An 18,142-nucleotide genomic window follows, 5' to 3' on the forward strand; every position below is an offset into this window, starting at 1 on the left:
GCATTGGGGTGCAGCTCTGATTAGTCAGGCTGGACCTCAGCAAGCTTGGGATAGGACAACTGTCCACCACCGATGGCAACGCTGACACCGGTGGTCCCCGGGGCCGAGGTTGGCATCCCGCGAGAGACGCGCACGGCGAGATAGGCAAAGGCCTGCGCCTCTAGCATATCGCCGTCCAGACCGATCTCTTCGACGGGCAGAACCGGGCAAGGGCTGCTGGCCGACAACATGGCCATCAGGCTTCGGTTCTTGCGACCTCCACCTGCTACCAAGACTTTTGAAACCGGCCGCGGGAAATGCGCCATTCCGCGCGCCACCGCATCGGCCGTGCAGGCTGTCAGGGTTGTCACCGCATCTGCTGTCGAAAGCGTTGATACCTGCCCCGCCAATTCATGAAAATCATTTCTATCCAATGATTTCGGAGGCATTCTTGAGAAGAATGGCCGCTTCTCGAACCACGTCATCACCTCGATCGAGATTCGGCCCGTGGCAGCGATTTCTCCATCCTTGTCATACGGGCGAAGCAACCGGGTTGAGACCAGATCGTCGATCAGCGCATTGGCTGGCCCAGTGTCAAAGGCCAGCAAAGCCCCCGGTGTTTCCGGGGTATCGGCCGTGGGATCAACCCAAGTGACATTCCCAACACCGCCCAGATTTAGAAAGGCGACCGGTTCTTTCTCTCCGGCCCATTGGGCGCAGGCAAAGTGGAAGAAGGGCGCAAGCGGGGCACCCTGCCCGCCCAGCCCCACGTCGGCAGAACGAAAGTCCCACACCACCGGGCACCCCAATGCATTGGCCAGCACTGCACCGTTCCCCGCCTGATGTGTCCCGCGTGTTTGCGGGTCGTGGGCCAATGTCTGGCCATGAAATCCTATGACGTCAGGCGTAGCGAACTGACCAAGCAATCGCACATGGGCGTCTTCGACGACGCGCGCGGCCTCTGGCACTGGGGTGTTTCCGGGCCAGCATCCAAGAGCTGAACGCAAAACCGTGCGCTCTTCAGGTTCATACGCCAGATACCGGCTTTCACCGAAGCCGAAAATCCGATGACCATCGGTTTCGACCTCTGCCGCATCGACACCATCCAGCGATGTTCCCGACATCGCCCCTAGTGCTTTGATGGGCCCGGTCTTCTTCATGGCTTTCCCTTATCCGAATGGCTGGGTATATCAGTGGCCGAAAGTAACGTGATGGACAAGCTACCAATGACCTACCACCCTAAATCAGACTTCATGCGTGTGATGATCGAGCGCGGCTTTCTGGCCGATTGCACCGACTATCAGGCGCTGGACGAGGCCCTGTGTGATGGTGTGGTCCCAGCCTATATCGGCTTTGATGCAACGGCAAAGTCGTTGCACGTGGGGTCGCTGATCCAGATCATGATGCTGCGCTGGCTGCAAAAGACCGGGCACAAGCCGATCACCCTAATGGGCGGCGGCACCACCAAGGTGGGTGATCCGTCCTTCCGGGCAGACGAACGCCCGCTGCTGTCGGCCGAGGACATCGACGCCAACATTGATGGCATCAAGCAGGTTTTTGCGAAGTACATCGACTATGACGGCGACGGCGAGAACACTGCGCTGATGCTGAACAATGCCGAATGGCTGGACGAACTGAACTACCTCGATTTCCTGCGGGACATCGGGCGGCACTTCTCGGTCAACCGGATGCTATCGTTTGAAAGTGTAAAGTCGCGTCTGGATCGGGAACAATCGCTGTCGTTCCTCGAATTCAACTACATGATCCTGCAGGCCTATGACTTCCTGGAACTGAACCGCCGTTACGGCTGTTTGCTGCAGATGGGTGGCTCGGACCAGTGGGGCAATATCGTCAACGGTATCGACCTGACCCGCCGCGTGCTGGACCACGAGATCTATGGCCTGACTTCGCCGCTGCTGACCACCTCGGACGGCAAGAAGATGGGCAAATCGCAGGACGGTGCGGTCTGGCTGAATGCCGAGATGCGCTCGCCCTATGAATTCTGGCAGTTCTGGCGCAACACCACGGACGCGGATGTGGGCCGCTTCCTGAAGCTATATACCGAATTGCCGATCGAAGAATGTGAACGTCTTGGCGCGCTGGAAGGATCCGAGATCAATCAGGCGAAAATCATTCTGGCAAATGAGGTCACCACCCTTTGCCATGGGGCCGAAGCTGCAGCCGCTGCCGAGGCGACCGCGCGTGAGGTGTTTGAAAAAGGCGGGGCTGGCGACGACCTTCCGACGCTGGAACTGACCGCAGAGGAAATTGGCGAGGGTATTTCCATCGTCCAGCTGATCACCCGCTCGGGTCTGGCCAAGTCGGGCAAGGACGCCAAGCGCCTGATCAAAGAGAACGGTGCCAAGCTGAATGATGAGCCGCTGACCTCTCCCGGCCTGATGATCGACACCGCCGCACTGGCAGAGCCGATCAAGCTGAGCGCTGGTAAGAAACGCCATGCGCTGGTGAAATTGGCGGGCTAAGCAGCCTTGAACCACAGGTATCAAATGGGGGCCCAACGGCCCCCATTTTCGTTCTATTGCCCAAGCATCCACTCGCCCTCTGGCCAGAAGGCGTGGAAGGCAAAGGCGAACATCACATCATGTGGCAGATCGCGCCCCTGAGCGTCCTTGACGCGGATTGTTCCCACATCTTTGCCCTTGGCAATTATTCCGTCATCCAGAGCCGAGGCCTGACCAGCGGTCCAGCTGATGGTGACGCCCTGCTCGGAGACCTCTCCTTCCGTCGCCAAACGCGTCAGGGGCCATGCCCGCTCTCCGACGCGGACGACGCGCACCAAGGGCGGGATGCCATGGGGCGGGTTCTCACCGTTATACAGGAACGGGCGGACCGAGCTGTCATACCCCCGATACGGGTTGCGGCCATAGTCGCGTGGGAAGTTCGGTTGATCCATCACCAGACCGTCGGGGTTGCGAGCTTTGAACTCTGCCCAGCTTTCCATCCATGCAGGCAAATGCACCAATTCCCGGCCCGTGAAATGGCCCACGATGCCTTGGCCAATCGCCTGCTGCCACCAGCTTTCGGTCTGATGGTCATACATCACCATGTCAGAGTTGCGCAGCTTGCCAGAGACGCCAAAGGTCAGCTCGCCCTCGTCAACCCGCCCATCAAACACCATGCCGGAATTGCACAAGGGGCAGAATGTCACTGAAACAGGGATGCCCCCTACCCGGTCATTCACGATCTCATGCCATGTCAGATAGCGGATCGGATAGGCGCGCGGGGTCTCTCCGTCGATCTCAAGCGTCATGACCGGTTCGCGTTCGCCAATCTGGCTTTCTTCCGCGACTGTCTTGAAACTGGGGTCCATGATGGCCGGGATGCCATCCTTGGGCGGCCCGCCAGACATGATCTCTACCCAACTGTCCACATTGGTGGTTTCAAAATCGGTGTTCGGCCATTCGTGGCGCCAGAACTCTGGGCTGGCGACGGCCTGACTGGCGATCACGATCGCCGGGGCCAGAAAAGAAAATAGGCGCATGGGGTCCTCCCGCAGTTTCAACCAGAATGGCGAACCTGCCCCCATGCGCCTAGCCCCGCTCACGCGGGTTTGAGCGTTTGTCACTCGGTAACGGTGACTTTCACCATGCGGTCAGGCTCTCCGGGCACGGCGCCCGAGCGGCCTTGACCGCGTTTGATCGCGTCGACAACCTCCATCCCTTCGGTCACGCGACCGATGACGGTGTATTGCCCGTTCAGGAAATAGCCTTCGGCAAACATGATGAAGAATTGCGAGTTCGCCGAGTTCGGATCGTTCGAACGCGCCATGCCGACCACACCGCGGTCATAAGGCACATCCGAGAATTCCTGTTTCAGGTCCGGACGGTCAGAGCCACCACGACCCGCCATCCGCATATCGAACTGATCGCCAAACTTGCCGAAGCTTACGTCGCCGGTTTGCGCCATGAAGCCTTCGATCACACGGTGGAAGACAACATCATCATACGCGCCTTCTGCCGCCAATGCGGTGATCTGCGCCACGTGGTTCGGCGCGACCTCTTCCAGAAGGTCGATCTTGACCACGCCGTTGGCTTCGCCGGCGATCTCGATCTCAAGACCGGTGGCAAAGGCGGGGCTGGCGGCCAGCCCCAGAACCAGTGCGAGGTTACGCAACATCTGCGGCCACCTTTACGCTGATCATCTTGTCCGGGTTCGCAGGCGGCTCACCCCGAGTGATCGCATCGACATGCTCCATCCCGTCGATGACGCGGCCATAGACCGTGTACTGGCGGTTCAGGAAGTGGTTGTCGCTGAAGTTGATGAAGAACTGCGAGTTGGCAGAGTTCGGGTTCTGCGAACGCGCCGCACCCAGGGTGCCGCGGTCATGCGGGATGCCCGAGAACTCGGCCGGCAGGTCCTTGAGGTCCGAACCACCGGTGCCCGCACGGGCCGCGTTGAAGTTGTTCTCGGTGTTGCCGTGCTGCACGTCACCCGACTGCGCCATGAACCCGTCGATCACGCGGTGGAAAATGACATTGTCATAAGCACCCGCGCGCGCCAGCTCCTTGATCCGGTCGCAATGCATCGGCGCAATGTCCGGCAGCAGTTCGATTGTGACAGTGCCGTCTTTCAGCTCCATCAGGATGGTGTTTTCGGGATCTTTGATCTCGGCCATTTGTGGCTCCTTCCATTCGCGTTTGGCGAAACCTAAGGCGAGAGAACGCTCTTGCCAAGCCAGAGGTTGACCCTTTCGCAAGATCAGGCCATCACAAGACCAGATTTTACCAGCAAAGGTTGCGACATGGCTTGGAAGACTCTCGACGACATGGAATTGGGGGGCAAGCTTGTCCTGACCCGTGTGGACATCAACGTACCGATGGTAGACGGCAAAGTGTCCGACACCACCCGGATCGAGCGGATCGCACCTACGATCAAAGACATCCTTGCCGCTGGTGGTCGCCCGGTTCTGCTGGCCCACTTTGGCCGCCCCAAGGGCAAACCGGTTCCCGAAATGTCGCTATCGCAGCTGGTTCCCGCGCTGGAAGAGACCTTTGGCACCAAAGTCACCTTCGTCGAACGCCCAAGCCGTGAGGCACTGGATGCCATGCCTGAAGGGTCAGTCGTGTTGGTTGAAAACACCCGATTCACACCAATGGAAGAGGCCAATGATCCGCAAATGGCGGGCTTTCTTGCCTCGCTTGGGGACGTCTATTGCAACGATGCATTCTCGGCGGCGCATCGCGCCCATGCTTCGACCGAAGGCGTCGCGCGTCTACTGCCCGCCTGCGCCGGTCGACTGATGCAGGCGGAACTCTCGGCACTGGAAAGCGCTCTGGCCACTCCAGTGCGCCCGGTTGTGGCCGTAGTTGGTGGCGCGAAAGTGTCGACCAAGCTGGAGCTGCTTGGCAACTTGATCGAGAAGGTCGACCACCTTGTCATCGGCGGCGGAATGGCGAACACCTTCCTTGCAGCGCAGGGCATTGATGTCGGCAAATCGCTTGCGGAACACGACATGACCGGCACCGCAGCCGAGATCATGGAGAAAGCCAAATCCACCGGCTGCAACATCGTGCTGCCCACCGACGTAGTTGTCGCGCGCGAATTCAAAGCCAACGCCGTAAATGAAACCGTCGCCGCAGACGCCTGCCCGGCTGACGCGATGATCCTTGATGCGGGTCCGGAAACGGTCGGGACCATCAAAGGGGTTTTTGAAGCCTCTAAAACGCTGATCTGGAATGGCCCGCTTGGCGCGTTTGAAATCGAGCCCTTCGACACCGCAACAAATGCGGCCGCCCTGCATGCCGCAGAGCTGACCAAATCGGGCGCCTTGATCTCGGTCGCTGGCGGTGGGGACACGGTATCGGCTCTGAACGCCTCGGGCGCGGCAGAACATTTCACCTATATCTCGACCGCAGGCGGCGCGTTCCTTGAATGGATGGAAGGCAAAACCCTGCCCGGCGTCGCGGCGCTGGAAGGCTAAAAAGACCCTGCCCCCATGTTTCTTGGTGTGATGTGGGGGCATACAAACGGAAACAGAGTTTGATCTGAGGGTTAGCGCCACCAGAATTGCAACCTTGTTTACCTTGCCATACTACAGCATCTGCAAGGGCTGAAACGCCCGTTACGAATTCAGATCAGAGCGGACATCGATATGGCAAACCAGCAGCAAGTTGAAAAGATCACCAGCGGCAACGGCTTTATTGCGGCACTTGACCAGTCGGGCGGATCGACTCCGAAAGCACTACGTCTGTATGGCGTCGAGGAAGACGCCTATGGCAACGACGCCGAGATGTACGACCTGATCCACCAGATGCGCAGCCGCATCATCAAATCGCCAGCCTTCAACGGTGACCGTATCGTCGGCGCGATCCTGTTCGAGATGACCATGGACCGCGACATCGACGGCACCCCCACCGGCCAATACCTTTGGGAAGAACTGGGCGTTGTTCCCTTCCTGAAAGTCGACAAAGGCTTGGCAGACGAAGTGAACGGCACTCAGGTCATGAAACCTATGCCCGATCTGGACGCCCTGCTGGAACGCGGTGTCGCCAAGGGTATCTTCGGCACCAAGATGCGCTCTGTCATCAACGCGGCAAACCCCGAGGGCATCGCGGCCGTCGTCAAACAGCAGTTCGAAGTTGGCCGCCAAATCCTGTCGCACGGTCTGGTTCCGATCATCGAGCCCGAGGTCACCATCTCGATCGCTGACAAGTCCGAGGCCGAAGCACTGCTGCTGGCAGAGATCACCAAGGAACTGGACGCGCTGGCAGAAGACCAGAACGTCATGCTCAAGCTGACCCTGCCCGAAGCCGCCAACACCTATAAGCCGCTCATCGACCACCCGCGCGTTCTGCGCGTCGTGGCCCTGTCGGGCGGCTATAGCCGTGAAGAGGCGAACAACCGCCTGTCGCAGAACACCGGTATGATCGCGAGCTTCTCTCGTGCACTGACCGAAGGTCTGTCGGCTGGTCAGACCGACGAAGAGTTCAACAGCACTTTGGACGCGTCGATCCAGACCATCTTCGACGCCTCTGTCGCGGGCTAAACCTATTTCCTGATACTGACGAAGGCGCGGGCATTGCTCGCGCCTTTTGTTATGGCGGAATTCCGTACATCGCGAAACTTTTCGGGGTTTGGGGGATTCACAAGACGAATCATTTATGCGATTCTGCGCATACGGGTCCGACAAAGAGACCCGACCAGAGGCAGAATGAAACCGACACGCAGAAAACCCTCTATTGGGGCGGCCCTCTATTTCCTCGCCTGTTTCGGGCTCGGGGCCTATTTCACCTTTGCCGCCGTGCAAGGGGATTATGGCGTGTTACACCGCATTCAGATCGAAGCCGAAACCGCCGCGCTTGAAGAAGAGCGTGATCGACTGGAACTGGAACTTGCGGATCTGCGGAACAAAACGCGCCGCCTGTCTGATGATTATCTTGACCTAGACCTGCTGGACGAACGGGCCCGTCGTGTCCTTGGCATGATGCGCGCAGACGAAATCATCATCCGCTAACACCCCCTTAGCTTTGCAGAGACTGCATTCCCGGCATGCGAACCCGCATGACTCCCAATTTTCTTTTGAAACGCGCGACCGGCTTTGCTATGCATAGTTTAATATTAAACTATTGTCAGACGCCCGGGAGGAGATGACCAGATGGCCGCGCGCAAAAAGACAGCTAAACCCAATGTATCGAAGGAAGAGCTCCTTCAATACTACAAGGACATGCTCCTGATCCGCCGCTTCGAAGAAAAGGCTGGCCAGCTTTATGGCATGGGCCTGATTGGCGGCTTCTGCCACCTCTACATCGGTCAGGAAGCCGTTGTTGTCGGACTTGAGGCCGCAGCCGAGGAAGGCGACAAGCGGATCACCTCTTACCGCGACCACGGCCACATGCTGGCCTGTGGGATGGACCCCAACGGCGTGATGGCCGAGCTGACCGGCCGCGAAGGCGGCTACTCGAAGGGTAAAGGCGGCTCGATGCACATGTTCTCGAAAGAGAAGCACTTCTATGGTGGCCACGGCATCGTTGGCGCGCAGGTTCCGCTTGGTGCGGGTCTGGCCTTTGCTGACAAGTATCTGGAAAACGGTCGTGTGACCTTCACCTATTTCGGTGACGGTGCTGCGAACCAGGGCCAGGTCTACGAGACGTTCAACATGGCGGCCCTGTGGGACCTGCCGGTGATCTTCGTGATCGAAAACAACCAGTATGCCATGGGCACCTCGATGCAGCGTTCGACCTCGACCCCCGACATCTACACCCGCGGCGCCGCGTTCGGCATTCCGGGCGAGACGGTTGACGGTATGGACGTTCTGGCGGTCAAAGAGGCAAGCGAAAAAGCAGTCGCACACTGCCGCTCTGGAAAAGGCCCCTACATTCTGGAAGTGAAGACATATCGCTACCGCGGTCACTCTATGTCGGACCCGGCGAAATACCGGACCCGCGAAGAGGTTCAGAAAATGCGCGAAGAGCGTGACGCGATCGAACATGTTCGCCAGATGCTGCTGACCGGCAAACACGCGACCGAGGATGACCTGAAGGCCATCGACAAAGAGATCAAGGCGATCGTCAACGAATCCGCCGAGTTCGCCAAGACAAGCCCCGAGCCCGCGCTCGATGAGCTTTACACCGACATCTACGCCGACGCCTGAGGGAGAGAGACGTTATGGCTATTGAACTTCTGATGCCCGCCCTGTCCCCCACCATGGAAGAGGGCACCCTTGCCAAATGGCTGGTGAAAGAGGGCGACACCATCTCGTCCGGTGACATCATCGCCGAGATTGAAACCGACAAAGCCACCATGGAATTCGAAGCCGTCGACGAAGGTATCGTCGGCAAGATCCTGGTCGCTGAAGGCACCGAAGGTGTCGCGGTCAACACCGCCATCGCCATTCTGGTCGAAGAAGGCGAAGACGCCGACGCGGCTGTTGCCAGTGCACCAGCGCCTGCAGCCGAAGCGGCCCCCGCCGCCGCAGCACCTGCCGCAGCCGCACCTGCGGCCCCGGCTGCCCCAGTTGCTGTTGTCGAAGTCGAACCCGACTATCCCGCAGGCACCGCGATGAAGACCCAGACCGTTCGCGAAGCCCTGCGCGACGCGATGGCCGAAGAGATGCGCCGCGACGAAACCGTCTATCTGATGGGTGAAGAAGTCGCAGAATACCAAGGTGCGTACAAAATCTCGCAAGGCATGCTGGATGAATTCGGCCCGAAACGCGTGATCGACACCCCGATCACCGAGCACGGCTTCGCTGGTATCGCCACAGGTTCTGCATTCGCAGGCCTGCGCCCGATCGTCGAATTCATGACCTTCAACTTCGCCATGCAGGCGATCGACCACATCATCAACTCGGCCGCGAAGACATTGTACATGTCCGGTGGTCAGATGGGTGCCCCGATGGTCTTCCGCGGCCCGAACGGTGCTGCAGCGCGTGTGGGTGCCCAGCACTCGCAGGACTACGCAGCTTGGTACGCGCAGATCCCCGGCCTGAAGGTTGTCATGCCCTACTCGGCAGCTGACTACAAAGGCCTGATGAAAACCGCGATCCGTGACCCCAACCCGGTCATCTTCCTGGAAAACGAAATCGTCTATGGCCGCAGCTTCGAGGTTCCGGATCTGGAAGATTTCACCATCCCGTTTGGCAAGGCACGCATCTGGCGTGAAGGCACGGACGTGACGCTGATCTCCTTCGGTATCGGCATGCAGTACGCCTTGGAAGCGGCTGATAAGCTTGCAGAAGAAGGCATCTCGGCTGAGGTCATCGACCTGCGGACCCTGCGCCCGCTGGATTATGACACGATCATCCGCTCGGTTCAAAAGACCAACCGCGTTGTGACCATCGAAGAAGGCTTCCCGGTCGCTTCGATCGGCAACCACCTGTCGGCCTACATCATGGAAAACGCCTTCGACTATCTGGACGCACCCGTGATCAACTGCACCGGCAAGGACGTTCCGATGCCCTACGCTGCGAACCTTGAAAAGCTGGCGCTGGTCACGACTGACGAAGTCGTCGCAGCCGCCAAAGCTGTTACTTATCGCTAAGGGAGAGACGCAATGCCCACAGAAATCCTGATGCCCGCTCTTTCTCCGACGATGGAGGAAGGCACGCTGGCCAAATGGCTGGTCAAAGAAGGTGACGAAGTGAACTCTGGCGACATCATCGCCGAGATCGAAACCGACAAAGCCACGATGGAATTCGAAGCCGTTGACGAAGGTATCGTTGGCAAGATCCTGGTCGCAGAAGGCACCGAAGGCGTGAAGGTCAATGATCTGATTGCCATCCTGCTGGAAGACGGCGAAAGCGCTGATGACATCGGTTCGCCTGCCGCAGCTCCTGCTGCTGCGCCCGCCGCTGCCGCAGAAGCGCCTGCTGCTGCCCCGGCGGCCGCTGCCCCTGCCCCGGCCGCACCGGCTGCGGCCGACGGTTCGCGTATCTTCGCAACCCCGCTGGCCCGTCGCATTGCGGCGGACAAAGGGCTGGACCTGACCGCTATCGCGGGTTCTGGCCCGCGTGGTCGGATCATCAAGGCAGACGTCGAAAACGCCACCGCCGCGCCGAAACCGGCCGCAGCACCTGCTGACGCGCCTGCCGCTGCTGCTCCGGCGGCCGCCGCTGCGCCGACTGGTCCGTCGACCGAAGCCGTTCTCAAGACCTACGCCAACCGCGAGTTCGAAGAGATCAAGCTCAACGGCATGCGCAAGACCATCGCGGCACGTCTGTCTGAAGCGAAACAGACCATTCCGCACTTCTATCTGCGGAAAGACATTCAGCTGGACAACCTGCTGAAGTTCCGCGGTGAATTGAACAAGCAGCTTGCTGATCGCGGCGTGAAACTCTCGGTCAATGACTTCATCATCAAGGCCGTTGCTTTGGCTCTGCAAGAGGTTCCCGAGTGTAACGCCGTTTGGGCGGGCGACCGGGTGCTGCAACTGAAGACTTCTGATGTTGCGGTTGCTGTGGCCGTCGAGGGTGGCCTGTTCACCCCGGTTCTGGAAGATGCAGATATGAAGTCGCTGTCGGCACTGTCCACGCAGATGAAAGACATGGCCAGCCGTGCTCGTGAAGGCAAACTGATGCCTCAAGAGTATCAGGGCGGCACTTTCGCAATCTCGAATCTGGGAATGTTCGGCATCCCCAACTTCGACGCTATCGTGAACCCACCTCATGCAGGCATTCTGGCCGTTGGCGCTGGTGTCAAACAGCCGGTCGTTGGTGAAGATGGCGAACTGACAGTTGCGACTGTGATGTCGGTAACCATGTCTGTTGATCACCGGGTGATCGACGGGGCATTGGGCGCCAACCTTTTGAACGCAATCGCGCGGAACTTGGAAAACCCAATGACCATGCTTGCGTAAAACCGCTCAAACAAACACAAGAAAGCCCGCCGATACGGCGGGCTTTTTCATTAGAAGCTCTTTTAAATCAGAGATTTACTTCCCAAGAAGCTGATCCATCGTCACCGAAGGCTGGTCACAACCGGCCTCGCCGACGATTTTGGCAGGAACACCAGCAACCGTGCTGCAGGGCGGGACATCTTTAAGAACGACAGAACCCGCTGCGACACGCGAACAATGCCCGACGCGGATGTTGCCAAGAACCTTGGCCCCTGCTCCGATCAGAACACCGTCTTCGATCAGCGGATGGCGAATTTCTTCTTCCTTACCGGTTCCGCCAAGCGTCACCGAATGCAGCATCGACACGTTGTCGCCGACCCGCGCCGTCTCACCAATCACAATGGAATGCGCGTGGTCGATCATGATGCCTTTGCCGATGGTGGCCGCGGGATGGATATCAACGCCAAAAACCTCGGACGCCCGCATCTGAATGAAATACGCCAAGTCGCGACGTCCTTCAGTCCAAAGCCAATGCGCCACACGATAGGCCTGAACGGCTTGGAACCCTTTGAAATAGACCAAAGGCTGCAACAACCGGTGGCACGCGGGGTCACGCTCGAACGTGGCGACCAGATCGGCGCGGGCGACCTCTCCCAACGACGGATCGCTGGTGTAGGCCTCTTCGCTGATCTCGCGCAAAATCTGCTCGGACATCTCACCCGAGGACAATTTCAGCGCAATACGATAGGCCAAAGCCCGCTCGATCGTGGGATGGTGCAAGATACTTGAATGCACCAAACCACCCAAAAGCGGTTCGGCGCTGACGACGATTTCAGCTTCGTCACGGATGCGTTGCCAGACTGGATCCAGCTCTGCCAGTTTTGGATGTGTCGTTGCCATTGTCATGCCTCTTTTTATCGGCGGTATACATTACTTAGGATAAATCCGCCAATAACAAAGGTTTCAGGTAACAATCGATTTCCGTGATAGGTCATCTAAACCGGCGCATCTATCTCCGCAGATGGTCCGGGCCCGAAGCTTTCAGAGATCTGAGCAACGGCAATCCGGAAGCCAGAGGCATTCCCGTCCTCAGCCTGTTGAGCTGCTGAATAGATGAACGCGGGTTCCGATGTGGTGGCCTCTCTGACGATCTTGCTTTCGGCATCCAAAACGCGAAGCAAATACGCCTCTTGGGCTTCCCCCAACGGCACTTCGGTTGATTGCCAGCTGTCGCCGTCAATCCGCGTTTGCCTGATCCAGCTGGTGTGAATGTCGCCTGACGGATTCAGCCTGGCCCGCAAATGACACGGACGATACGGCCTCAGCCCGACGCCATCGAACGCCAATTGCACTTGCCCATAACTTGGGTCATCGACCGGCCGCCCCGAAGGTCCAACGCGATAGTTTCGCGCTAATCCACGTGTATCCAAGGGCATGTCGATTTGACCAACACGAGAGTCCAGAAGCACGACAAGACTGCCAACCGGCCAAACATCGCGCATGGCCGCTTCCGTCCCCAATTGCCCGCGAAGACGCGTTCGAAGGACATAGGTTTGGGCTTCGATCAGGTCCGCCTCCGCAAACTGGAAAACCTCCCACTTGTCGGCGGAACCGTCACCGATCGCAACGGCATTTGCCCCATTCAAAACGCTCATCATCTGGGCCGAGGACAGCGCCCCGCCAGCCAACTTCACCCGCAATCCCGGCCCGTTGTCCCATAGCCCAGCGGGCGCACGGTAAAGTTCTGTCTCGGTCTGGCCGATCACTGCGGCCGTCTCGATCACACTGTTCAGGGTAAATCCGCTATCCGTGTCGGAACTGAATACCGAAACACTTCCCGGCCATGGATGCGCCGTTACTGCCAAATGCGGCGCATGAGGGTTCTGCGTATCCTTGAAGAGCGGCAAGTCGAGAAACTGAAACGAAACCGGCAAAGGCGGCGCGAACGGAGCAAGGCTTGGTGTATCCTCGACCCAGGGCACAGCGTCGTAATTGCCGTGACCTACACGTGTGGCTTCAATCTCCCGAGCTGTGCAGTGTTCGACACTGTCGATCCGATAACGCTCTGACGCGCCATCGTTTTCCAATCTAAGAATGTCGCCTGGCCCCAAGTCCATCTGCGAAAGCGGCAACGAAAACCGCAAACTATCTCGGGCGATCCGCGCCTCTGCCAGCCAACGTTCCGCTGTCATCCGCCCTTCATTAGCAGTCAACGCCATCGGCACTTCGGAAGACGAAACCGAGACATTGCGCTCATCAGAAAAAATCGCTTCGGCGCTGCGGGTTTCATAGGCCCCGTCTGCCTCGACAAAGCTCAGCGCAATCCGATCTGCCATCTCGGCCTCTGCCGCTCGCGTTTTTAAAAGGTCTGCCCCGTCTTGATTGGCAACCACGAAATCAGGATCAACCAGAGCGTCCTCGTGTCCGTTGCGGGATTTGAATACCAACCGTCCTTCTCGCTCAAAGGCGTCGAATCCGTGGGCCAACATCAGGGGCTGCAAGATGGATCTCGCATCTTCGGTTCCGAATACAGAGTATCCGCGCACATTCCCATGCAAGTCGCCGGTTTCGACTTTGCTTACCCCGGATCTGAGGCAGATGTCTTTGACCACGGCGGCAAGCGGTTGCGCTGTCGCGCGCCCGTTAAGCCAATGGCCTCGCGCATAGTTGCCTCCGTCTGTCCAAAGCTTGGAGTTCGCAGGAAAGCGAGGATAAGGCCGCGCGTCCCATGCCCATACATGCGAGGAAGCAAGGTCAATCATCGGCCCGCCATAAGAAGACGAAACAGGGTTGTTCTCTGCCGCGCTCCAATACCCTGTCAAAGCCCGCAGGTATTGTGCCTGCATATAGTCGTCCCGACGTCCGTTGGACCCTCTTGGCAACCCAGACTCAGAGGACTTTGGGTCAAGAAAACGGTTCGGCTGGTTTGCCCCTTTGTCAATCGCTGCGCAGCCGTATTCAACGAACACAACGGGCTTTGATTGCGGCACCCAACCTGTCGCGGGTTCTTGTCGGATACCATCTACCCTGTCGTGATGGGTACGAGACCACCAATTCCGGATGTCCTTGAAGCGATAGATCCACGGCTCGCTATACGCTCCATCCTCAATTGGCAGCCGCCTCTGCGCCTGGGCACCTTCTTCAGAAGCATAATACCAATCGTACCCCTCGCCCCCTTCGATATTGGACTGAAGATACGCAAGATCATAGATTGACCCGGCTTCTGCATCGGCATGCGACCGGCCATCTCGCCAATCTGACAGCGGCATGTAATTGTCGATGCCAACGAAATCGATGTCATCGGAACTCCACAACGGATCCAGATGAAAGAAGACATCCCCCGACCCATCCTGCGGATGATAGCCAAAGTATTCAGACCAATCTGCGGCATAGGTCAATTTCACATCCGGGCCGAGAATGCTTCGAACATCTGCCGCCAGCTGAACCAATGCCGCAACAGCCGGAAAATTGTTTCCCGAACCGCGAATTTGCGTCAGCCCCCGCATTTCCGACCCAATGCAAAAAGTGTCCACTCCTCCGGCCATGACACATAGATGCGCATAATGAAGGATAAACCGCCGGAACGACCACTCTGCCGGACCGGTGTACTGAACCGTTCCACTGCTTGCCTGAAAATCCGTGACCGACGCATTCCCGAAGAAAGCCGCAACCTCGGCACCTGCGGCCGCCGTGCCATCCGGACTGCCCTCCAAGCCTTGTGCCAATGAGGTTGTAATGCGCCCTCGCCAAGGCAAGTGCGGCTGCCCCTCTGAGCCGGTCCAAGGATTTACAAGCTGGTTATCAGCAAGCTGCTCCATCACCAAAAAGGGATAGAAAGTGATGGACTTGCCCGCCGCTTTAAGCGCTGCGATCCCCTCAAGCACAGCGGCATCTGCTGTGGTCCCACCATAAACCTCGTCACCATCAAGCTGCGGGACGACCTCTGCCTGATCTCTGGAAAGGCCCGCAACACGCCAGGGCATTTCGGCACCGTCAAAATCCTTTTGTTCGACCTTCGGTCGGATTTGGCAAAGCCCGCAGCGCAAGTCATCTCCGAACCAACTGGCGACCAGCAAAGTCGAACCGCAGTTTGGCAACTCTTCGTTCAGCGCATCCAACGAAACATCGAAATCCGTTCGGGACCCCGGTGAATGAACATTTGCGGATTGTTTCAGCCCCAACCCCTCGGAATAGTGCACGGGCGTGGTCGCCAAACCGTACTCTCCCATCCCCGGGATCAGGGCGACGCCTTGGACAATATCCTGCAATGTCTCTGCACCATCGACCGAAGGGACTGCCCGCATCACCTCAAAAGAGAGCTGCGGCACCCGATTGCCATATGGAGCAAGCTGCAGGTCCTCGATCACAACATAGGCCAGCCCGCGATACGCCGGAGCCTTGTCCGCACCTTCGATGGCTTCGATTTTTGGGTCTGGCAATTGGTCCTCGCCCCCGCGATAGACCCGCATATTCAGGTCATCGACAGGAATTTCTTCTCCATCCGCCCAGACACGCGCAATCCGAAGGATCTCTCCTTCACAAAGCGCCAGCGCAAGGCTGACAGAATAGGAATAGGACCTGACCGTTGGTGAAGAGGAACTTGATCCCTTGCCTCCTCCGCTTTCCGAAAAGCTTTCTAAAAAGTTCGAGGCCCAGATCACCTGACCCCCAACGCGGGTCCGGCCAAAGACTGATTGCACAGCAGAACCTTCGCTGGCTCCGGACAGACGAAGACGATCGATCCGACCCGTTTCGACAGGTTGCGCCCCAGCACCAAGCAGGCGCTGGTCTACCACCCGACCAAGCGTCGCACCAACAGCACGGCCCAAAACCACACTCGACAGGCCCAGAACCGACCCCCCGATGGACGCACCAGCGGCCGCTCCGGCTGCGGAAAGAACAATCGTCGCCATTAACTTACTCCTTCAGGAAAGGCGAAACGCGCCACCAGTCGGCGGCGCCACGGGGCACTGAAACTGCTTTCGACCACCGAGTGGCCAGAATACGCGTGGATAAAGCTCTCTAGGCTCCCTTGGATCCCAAGATGTTTGGCAACAGCACCAGATCGCATTCGAAAAAGCAAAACGTCGCCTGAAGCCGCGTCCAACAACGGTTTTTCGGTCAAATTGCGCCGTGCTGCCTGCCAAAGCGCCTCAACCCCCGAGGCTTCAGACCAGTCCTTTGTGTAAGCTGGCACCGCTTCGGGCTCATGCCCCAAGACACCCCGCCAGATGCCCCGCAATAGTCCAAGACAATCGGTCCCAGCGCCCAGGCAAGAGGCCTGATGAACATATGGCGTACCAATCCACTTGCGGGCTTCGGTCACGACCTGCTCTGCAATTCCAGAGTTCATCGCAAAGACCCTCCATTATTGTTTTGACCTTGTCGCGGATAGGCCATCATCCAGTCGTCGCCAGGGATGTGTGGGAAGCCCCTGAAGTTCAGGAAATTGTTGAATTTCAATCGACAGGTATCGGCCCGCCTGTCGCATCCCGCGGTCAGCCGCACTTTGCTTCCGACCAGAACCGGCACGCGCAGCGCATCCCAAAGCGACACCAATCGACCGTTTTCCGTCATCTGGTCATTCTGGATTACGCCCTTCAAACCCGAAGCCTCCCCATCCAGAACTTCAAGTGTGCCTTTCTGAAACCATTGGACCTCGAACTCCGGCAGACTTGAAAACCGGAAAATCCTGTTCTCCTCCACGGCTTCCAAAGTCGTCTCAACCGCATAACCGGGTTGGGATAGATCAAAACCGCAGGCCTGATCCCCAAGAACTGCGCTGCAATCAGCATGATAGATCCGCCCAACGGGTCGGTTCAAAGCTTCAGCCAGCCCACGCAACTCTGCTGTAAACGAAGTGCCTTGGCGTGTGATTTCGCCAATCGATCCTCGGAACTGCAGCAGGCGTTCTTCTGCATTCGCCCAGTTGACCAACCAGGCGACGACCTCAGCCCCATCATAGCGTCCGGCCGCAATATCCTCTTCTCGAACAGACGCATGGTTCAGCGCCCCTAGTACCTCGGTATTGTCGACCGAAAGGCCCGAACTTTGTCGCAAACTGCGCGCCGTCATCCCGCTGTCGGCATTGAAGGTCACACCTTCAAAAGACAGGTCGCTGTCGTGATCGGTGAACCCGATCACCACTCCATCCACGCGGGTGACAGACCAGCACCGACAGGTTGTCGTCGTGCCGCTCTGAAGATGCGCTATCAGACTTTGCTTTCCCTCCATCAGACACGCACCTCGATCACGGGCACCTGCGGCGCATCCCCGGCCTGATAGCTGGCAACAGAGGTTTGGATCCCCTCGGTATCGAACCGCACAGGCACGTCAAACTCGAACCCGGCTGTGACGCGCGCACCGACATCAGGCGCTTCGGCCAAGGTGATCAGCCCAGTTGCTAGATCGACCTCGAATCCCAGGCTTTCCTGAACGGGAGATCCATCAACACCCACCTGAACCGAGGCACTGACGGGTTTAGAGATCGGGCGCACATAAACAGCCGCGCCTGACCGATATTCCTTGGTCAGTTGGAATACGGTCGTTTCCCCATCGCCCACCGCGATCACCTGATCCGCGAAGGTCACATCTTTCGATGGAGAACTTGACTTGTAGTCAGACCAGTCTTTCCAGCGGAACCCATAAAGGGGGCCGCGGCGGGCCTCGAAGAAGGCAATCAGGGCCTCGATATCATCTAGCGAACGCAAGCCCACACCCGCGTCATACCGCCGACGCGCGTGTTCCCACGGCGTGTTGCGCTCTTCGAACCCGTTCGCAAGCGTTACGATGTCGGTCCGGCGTTCCGGCCCACCAACCGATCCAAAGCTCAGGTTTGCCGGGAAGCGTATTTCGTGAAATCCCATCCGAT

16 protein-coding genes are annotated in these 18,142 nt (G+C 58.3%); 7 read left to right on the forward strand and 9 right to left on the reverse strand.

The features are described from left to right. Window positions 1-20: 20 nt before the first annotated feature. The gene (locus CLM58_RS14215; RefSeq protein WP_095596542.1) at window positions 21-1,139 is read right to left on the reverse strand and encodes an anhydro-N-acetylmuramic acid kinase; all 1,119 of its coding nucleotides are present in this window, start codon (window positions 1,137-1,139) and stop codon (window positions 21-23) included. A gap of 66 nt (window positions 1,140-1,205) precedes the next feature. Between CLM58_RS14215 and tyrS the strand changes: the two genes are divergently transcribed. Then, on the forward strand, window positions 1,206-2,462 hold the full coding sequence (tyrS, locus tag CLM58_RS14220) for a tyrosine--tRNA ligase (protein WP_095597124.1): 1,257 nt from the start codon (window positions 1,206-1,208) through the stop codon (window positions 2,460-2,462). 53 nt (window positions 2,463-2,515) lie between these two features. Here the strand turns inward: tyrS and CLM58_RS14225 are convergent, their stop codons facing one another. The 3 genes from CLM58_RS14225 to CLM58_RS14235 form a co-directional block, all read right to left on the reverse strand. Next, the gene (locus CLM58_RS14225) at window positions 2,516-3,481 is read right to left on the reverse strand and encodes a DUF3179 domain-containing protein (RefSeq protein WP_095597125.1); all 966 of its coding nucleotides are present in this window, start codon (window positions 3,479-3,481) and stop codon (window positions 2,516-2,518) included. An 80-nt stretch (window positions 3,482-3,561) separates the two neighbouring features. Continuing rightward, window positions 3,562-4,116: a peptidylprolyl isomerase gene (locus CLM58_RS14230; protein WP_095596543.1), complete on the reverse strand. Its 555-nt coding sequence runs from the start codon at window positions 4,114-4,116 to the stop codon at window positions 3,562-3,564. Next, entirely contained in the window at window positions 4,106-4,615 is a 510-nt protein-coding gene (locus CLM58_RS14235) for a peptidylprolyl isomerase (protein ID WP_095596544.1), read from the reverse strand. The genes CLM58_RS14230 and CLM58_RS14235 overlap by 11 nt, the downstream gene beginning before the upstream one ends. A gap of 126 nt (window positions 4,616-4,741) precedes the next feature. Here CLM58_RS14235 and CLM58_RS14240 point away from each other — a divergent pair, with 126 nt between their 5' ends. The 6 genes from CLM58_RS14240 (at window position 4,742) to CLM58_RS14265 (ending at window position 11,292) form a co-directional block, all read left to right on the forward strand. Next, window positions 4,742-5,920 carry a phosphoglycerate kinase gene (locus CLM58_RS14240; RefSeq protein ID WP_095596545.1) on the forward strand — a complete coding sequence of 393 codons (1,179 nt, stop codon included), beginning with the start codon at window positions 4,742-4,744 and terminating at the stop codon, window positions 5,918-5,920. A gap of 171 nt (window positions 5,921-6,091) precedes the next feature. After that, a complete protein-coding gene (locus tag CLM58_RS14245) occupies window positions 6,092-6,985 on the forward strand; it encodes a fructose bisphosphate aldolase (RefSeq protein ID WP_095596546.1) in 894 nt (297 codons plus the stop codon). Between the two features lie 165 nt (window positions 6,986-7,150). Further along, window positions 7,151-7,453, forward strand: coding sequence for a septum formation initiator family protein (locus CLM58_RS14250; protein WP_095597126.1), 303 nt, complete (start codon window positions 7,151-7,153; stop codon window positions 7,451-7,453). Between the two features lie 141 nt (window positions 7,454-7,594). Further along, window positions 7,595-8,590, forward strand: coding sequence for a pyruvate dehydrogenase (acetyl-transferring) E1 component subunit alpha (gene pdhA, locus CLM58_RS14255; RefSeq protein ID WP_095596547.1), 996 nt, complete (start codon window positions 7,595-7,597; stop codon window positions 8,588-8,590). Window positions 8,591-8,604: 14 nt separating this feature from the next. Continuing rightward, window positions 8,605-9,978 (forward strand): pyruvate dehydrogenase complex E1 component subunit beta, encoded by a 1,374-nt coding sequence (locus tag CLM58_RS14260; RefSeq protein WP_095596548.1) that lies wholly within the window; start codon window positions 8,605-8,607, stop codon window positions 9,976-9,978. Window positions 9,979-9,990: 12 nt separating this feature from the next. Then, on the forward strand, window positions 9,991-11,292 hold the full coding sequence (locus CLM58_RS14265; protein WP_095596549.1) for a pyruvate dehydrogenase complex dihydrolipoamide acetyltransferase: 1,302 nt from the start codon (window positions 9,991-9,993) through the stop codon (window positions 11,290-11,292). A 75-nt stretch (window positions 11,293-11,367) separates the two neighbouring features. Here CLM58_RS14265 and cysE read toward each other — a convergent pair whose 3' ends face one another. The 5 genes from cysE to CLM58_RS14290 all read right to left on the reverse strand — a co-directional run bounded on the left by cysE (window position 11,368) and on the right by CLM58_RS14290 (window position 18,137). Next, window positions 11,368-12,171, reverse strand: coding sequence for a serine O-acetyltransferase (gene cysE, locus CLM58_RS14270; RefSeq protein WP_095597127.1), 804 nt, complete (start codon window positions 12,169-12,171; stop codon window positions 11,368-11,370). 95 nt (window positions 12,172-12,266) lie between these two features. Beyond that, window positions 12,267-16,184 (reverse strand): baseplate multidomain protein megatron, encoded by a 3,918-nt coding sequence (locus CLM58_RS14275; protein ID WP_095596550.1) that lies wholly within the window; start codon window positions 16,182-16,184, stop codon window positions 12,267-12,269. After that, entirely contained in the window at window positions 16,184-16,624 is a 441-nt protein-coding gene (locus tag CLM58_RS14280; protein WP_095596551.1) for an NlpC/P60 family protein, read from the reverse strand. The genes CLM58_RS14275 and CLM58_RS14280 overlap by 1 nt, the downstream gene beginning before the upstream one ends. Further along, window positions 16,621-17,505: a DUF2163 domain-containing protein gene (locus tag CLM58_RS14285; RefSeq protein ID WP_095596552.1), complete on the reverse strand. Its 885-nt coding sequence runs from the start codon at window positions 17,503-17,505 to the stop codon at window positions 16,621-16,623. The genes CLM58_RS14280 and CLM58_RS14285 overlap by 4 nt, the downstream gene beginning before the upstream one ends. After that, window positions 17,505-18,137, reverse strand: a complete 633-nt coding sequence (locus CLM58_RS14290; protein WP_095596553.1) for a DUF2460 domain-containing protein — start codon at window positions 18,135-18,137, stop codon at window positions 17,505-17,507. The genes CLM58_RS14285 and CLM58_RS14290 overlap by 1 nt, the downstream gene beginning before the upstream one ends. Window positions 18,138-18,142 lie beyond the last annotated feature (5 nt).

Origin of the sequence: Actibacterium pelagium (assembly GCF_002285415.1) — a bacterium.
GTDB lineage: Bacteria > Pseudomonadota > Alphaproteobacteria > Rhodobacterales > Rhodobacteraceae > Actibacterium_B > Actibacterium_B pelagium.

Coding starts and splice junctions, on each gene's coding strand:
- CLM58_RS14215 (WP_095596542.1), bottom strand. CDS start 1,139: ATGAAGAAGACCGGGCCCATCAAAGCACTAGGGGCGATGTCGGGAACA.
- tyrS (WP_095597124.1), top strand. CDS start 1,206: ATGACCTACCACCCTAAATCAGACTTCATGCGTGTGATGATCGAGCGC.
- CLM58_RS14225 (WP_095597125.1), bottom strand. CDS start 3,481: ATGCGCCTATTTTCTTTTCTGGCCCCGGCGATCGTGATCGCCAGTCAG.
- CLM58_RS14230 (WP_095596543.1), bottom strand. CDS start 4,116: ATGTTGCGTAACCTCGCACTGGTTCTGGGGCTGGCCGCCAGCCCCGCC.
- CLM58_RS14235 (WP_095596544.1), bottom strand. CDS start 4,615: ATGGCCGAGATCAAAGATCCCGAAAACACCATCCTGATGGAGCTGAAA.
- CLM58_RS14240 (WP_095596545.1), top strand. CDS start 4,742: ATGGCTTGGAAGACTCTCGACGACATGGAATTGGGGGGCAAGCTTGTC.
- CLM58_RS14245 (WP_095596546.1), top strand. CDS start 6,092: ATGGCAAACCAGCAGCAAGTTGAAAAGATCACCAGCGGCAACGGCTTT.
- CLM58_RS14250 (WP_095597126.1), top strand. CDS start 7,151: ATGAAACCGACACGCAGAAAACCCTCTATTGGGGCGGCCCTCTATTTC.
- pdhA (WP_095596547.1), top strand. CDS start 7,595: ATGGCCGCGCGCAAAAAGACAGCTAAACCCAATGTATCGAAGGAAGAG.
- CLM58_RS14260 (WP_095596548.1), top strand. CDS start 8,605: ATGGCTATTGAACTTCTGATGCCCGCCCTGTCCCCCACCATGGAAGAG.
- CLM58_RS14265 (WP_095596549.1), top strand. CDS start 9,991: ATGCCCACAGAAATCCTGATGCCCGCTCTTTCTCCGACGATGGAGGAA.
- cysE (WP_095597127.1), bottom strand. CDS start 12,171: ATGGCAACGACACATCCAAAACTGGCAGAGCTGGATCCAGTCTGGCAA.
- CLM58_RS14275 (WP_095596550.1), bottom strand. CDS start 16,184: ATGGCGACGATTGTTCTTTCCGCAGCCGGAGCGGCCGCTGGTGCGTCC.
- CLM58_RS14280 (WP_095596551.1), bottom strand. CDS start 16,624: ATGAACTCTGGAATTGCAGAGCAGGTCGTGACCGAAGCCCGCAAGTGG.
- CLM58_RS14285 (WP_095596552.1), bottom strand. CDS start 17,505: ATGGAGGGAAAGCAAAGTCTGATAGCGCATCTTCAGAGCGGCACGACG.
- CLM58_RS14290 (WP_095596553.1), bottom strand. CDS start 18,137: ATGGGATTTCACGAAATACGCTTCCCGGCAAACCTGAGCTTTGGATCG.